Source organism: Streptomyces sp. ATLC9, assembly GCF_057196705.1.
Genome location: NZ_JBXUOY010000402.1, coordinates 1 through 3,505, shown reverse-complemented (window position 1 = coordinate 3,505; position 3,505 = coordinate 1). Strand labels below are relative to the sequence as shown.

Here is a 3,505-nt window from a genome sequence, read left to right as displayed (position 1 = left end):
CCCAACGCCTGGCCGAGCCGGAGCGCGCGGCGGGCCGGGGCTGGCGGCCGGGCGGCCGGGACGATCTGGAGGACCTGGCCCGGCGGGCCGGGCTGCGCCCCGACGGCTCGGGCCGGGTCGCATGCCCCTTCGGCTACGCCGACCTGGACAGCGCGGTGCGCGGACTGCTCTCGACCGGGCTGTACGACGCGGCCGTCCGGGCGACCGACGAGGAGCAGGTCGCCAAGGAACTGGCCGAGGCGCTGCGCCCGCACGTACGGCCGGACAGCACGGTGTGGATGCAGAACCTGTTCCGCTACGTGGTCGCCATGGCCTGAGGGCGCCGCCGCCCACGGGCGGCGGACGCTCCGGGTCCGGGTACCCGGCCCGCGGAGGGCCCGGCGCCCGGCCCCGGAACACCGCCCGGCCGGGTCGCGCGTGCGGAGCGTGCGGCCCTCGTCACTTGGGCGGGAGCATGTCCTTGAACTCCTGGGGCAGCTCGAAGTCCTCCGGCCCCTGGCCGCCGGGCAGCCCGAAGGCGCCGCCCTGGCCAGCGGCGCGGCGCTCGGCCACGGCCTGCTCCTCGGCCTTGCGCTTCATCGGGTTGCCCGAGCGCTGCTTGCCCTTGGCCTTCTTCTGCTGCTTGCCCTTCTTCCGGGCGCCGCCCACTCCCGGCATGCCCGGCATCCCGGGCATCCCCGGCATGCCGCCCTGGGCCATCCTCGACATCATCTTGCGGGCTTCGAAGAAGCGCTCCACGAGGTTCTTCACCGCGCTGACGTCCACGCCGGAACCGCGGGCGATACGGGCCCGCCGCGAGCCGTTGATGATCGTGGGGTCGGTGCGCTCGGCCGGGGTCATCGACTTGATGATCGCGGCGGTGCGGTCCACGTCACGCTCGTCGATGTCGTTGATCTGCTCCCGGATCTGCCCCATGCCGGGCATCATCCCCAGCAGCTTGGAGATGGAGCCCATCTTGCGGACCTGCTCCATCTGTGCCAGGAAGTCGTCGAGGGTGAACTCCTTGGGCCCCTTGGCCAGCTTGGCGGCCATCTGCTCGGCCTCTTGCCGGCTGAAGGTCTGCTCGGCCTTCTCGATGAGGCTGAGGACGTCGCCCATGCCCAGGATGCGGGACGCCATGCGGTCCGGGTGGAACGCGTCGAAGTCGTCCAGCTTCTCGCCGTTGGAGGCGAACATGATCTGGCGGCCGGTGACGTGCGCGATCGACAGGGCCGCACCGCCGCGGGCGTCGCCGTCGAGCTTGGAGAGCACCACTCCGTCGAAACCGACGCCGTCGCGGAACGCCTCGGCGGTGTTGACCGCGTCCTGGCCGATCATGGCGTCGACGACGAAGAGGGTCTCGTCGGGGCGGACGGCGTCGCGGATGTCGGCGGCCTGCCGCATCATCTCGGCGTCGATGCCCAGACGGCCGGCGGTGTCGACGATGACGACGTCGTACTGCCTGGTGCGGGCGTGCTCGATGGAGTCCTCGGCGACCTTCACCGGGTCGCCGACGCCGTTGCCCGGCTCGGGCGCGTAGATCCCGACGCCCGCGCGCTCGGCGACGACGGTGAGCTGGTTGACGGCGTTGGGGCGCTGCAGGTCGCAGGCGACCAGCAGCGGAGTGTGGCCCTGGGCCTTGAGCCAGCGGCCCAGCTTGCCCGCGAGCGTGGTCTTGCCCGCGCCCTGCAGACCGGCGAGCATGATCACCGTCGGCGGGTTCTTGGCGAACCGCAGGCGGCGGGTCTCGCCCCCGAGGATGCCGATCAGCTCCTCGTTGACGATCTTGATGACCTGCTGGGCCGGGTTCAGGGCCTTGGAGACCTCGGCGCCGAGGGCGCGTTCCTTGACCTGCTTGATGAAGGCCCGCACCACGGGCAGTGCGACGTCCGCCTCCAGCAGGGCGATACGGATCTCGCGCGCCGTGGCGTCGATGTCCGCCTCGCTCAGACGGCCCTTGCCCCTGAGGTTCTTGAACGTCGCTGTGAGGCGATCGGAGAGAGTGTCGAACACGTCGGTCGCGGATCCTTCGCGTTGGTGGCGGTGTCGGCGGTCGACCTCCAAGAGTATCCGCCCGCCCGCGGTCCGGTCAGCCGCCCAGGGCCCGCTCCAGTTCCGCCGCGAGACCGGCTGCCTCCCGCGGCGGCAGCGGGGCGCCGTCGGGACCGGTGACGTAGAAGGCGTCCAACGCGTTGGCGCCCAGGGTGCCGACGCGGGCGCTGCGCACGGCGACACCGGCGTCCTCCAGGGCCCGTCCGATGCGGTACAGCAGCCCCGGGGCGTCCTGGGCGCGCACCTCGATGACCGTCGCCAGCCGTGATCCGGCCGGGGCGACGGTCACCTTCGGCGGCGGGGCCCCGGCTCCGCGCCGGCGGGCGCGGTCCAGATGGGCCCGCTCGCGCTCGGCGAGCCGGGCGGGGAGGTCCAGGGAACCCTCCAGGGCTCGCGCCAGGTCGGCGCGGAGCCGGGCGGCCTGCGGCAGCGATCCGTACTCGGCCGCCACCCGCCAGCTCAGCAGCAGCACCCGCCCCCGGCCGGGCGGGTCGACGGCGCACAGGTCCGCGGCGCGTACGGTCAGGCGGTGCAGGGCCAGGACTCCGGCCGCGGCCGGCAGCACGCCGGGCTGGTCGGGCAGGGCGAGGAGCAGTTCGACGCCGACCGGCTCCGGGCCCGCCTCCCCCTCGGCGGAACCCGGCCGGTCCGCCAGGTCGCTCCGGTCCGCCCCGGCCCGGGTGCGCAGGGAGAGCACCGGCCCGCCGGTGCGCCACGCCTCAGCGGCCAGCCGCTCGGCCGCGGCCGCGGGGACGGCGGATCGCTCCCGCTCCTCCGCCGTCCCCGCGGCCTTCCCCTCCAGCACCGCGCCGGTCCGCCTCACCAGATCGGCCACGAGTCCCGCGCGCCAGGTGGACCAGGCCGCGGGCCCCGTGGCCAGGGCGTCGGCCTCGGTGAGCGCGTGCAGCAGCTCCAGCGTCCCGGTGTCGCCGACGGCGTCGGCCACGGTGCGTACGGTGGCCGGATCGTCCAGGTCGCGCCGGGTGGCGGTCTCGGCCAGCAGCAGGTGGTGGCGGACGGCGGCGGCCAGGACCGCGGTGTCCGCGGCGTCGAAGCCCATCCGGGGGGCCAGGTCGCGTACGACCGCCTCGCCCGCGACGCTGTGGTCGCCGGGCCGGCCCTTGCCGATGTCGTGCAGCAGCGCGGCGACCAGCAGCAGGTCGGGACGGCGCACTCGGCGGACGTGCGCACCGGCCCGTGCGGCGGTCTCGATCAGATGGCGGTCGACGGTCCAGCGGTGCACGGGATTGCGCTGCGGACGGCAGCGCACCCGCTCCCACTCGGGCAGCCAGGCGGTGACCAGGCCCTCCGCGTCCAGCGCCTCCCACACTCCGACGGCGGCCTCGCCCGCTCCCAGGAGGGTGACGAACTCCTCGCGGGCCTCGGCCGGCCAGGGCACCGGGAGGGGCGGCGCCGCGGCGGCCAGCCTCCGCAGGGCGGGGCGCGACGGCGGCAGTCCGGCCTGGGCCGCGGC

General features: G+C 74.9%; 2 protein-coding genes and 1 pseudogene. 1 reads left to right on the top strand and 2 read right to left on the bottom strand.

Annotated elements, in window-relative coordinates; genetic code table 11:
* A pseudogene (locus AC2CJA_RS25450) lies at nucleotides 1–317 on the top strand (SAM-dependent methyltransferase); the annotation flags it as partial.
* Between the two features lie 121 nt (nucleotides 318–438).
* On the opposite strand, the gene ffh reads toward AC2CJA_RS25450, so the two are convergent.
* Together ffh and AC2CJA_RS25440 are read right to left on the bottom strand one after the other, a co-directional pair.
* Nucleotides 439–1,992 carry a signal recognition particle protein gene (gene ffh / locus AC2CJA_RS25445; RefSeq protein WP_484605019.1) on the bottom strand — a complete coding sequence of 518 codons (1,554 nt, stop codon included), beginning with the start codon at nucleotides 1,990–1,992 and terminating at the stop codon, nucleotides 439–441.
* A 76-nt stretch (nucleotides 1,993–2,068) separates the two neighbouring features.
* A partial coding sequence (locus AC2CJA_RS25440) for an HD domain-containing protein (protein ID WP_484605018.1) occupies nucleotides 2,069–3,505 on the bottom strand: 1,437 nt, incomplete at its 5' end.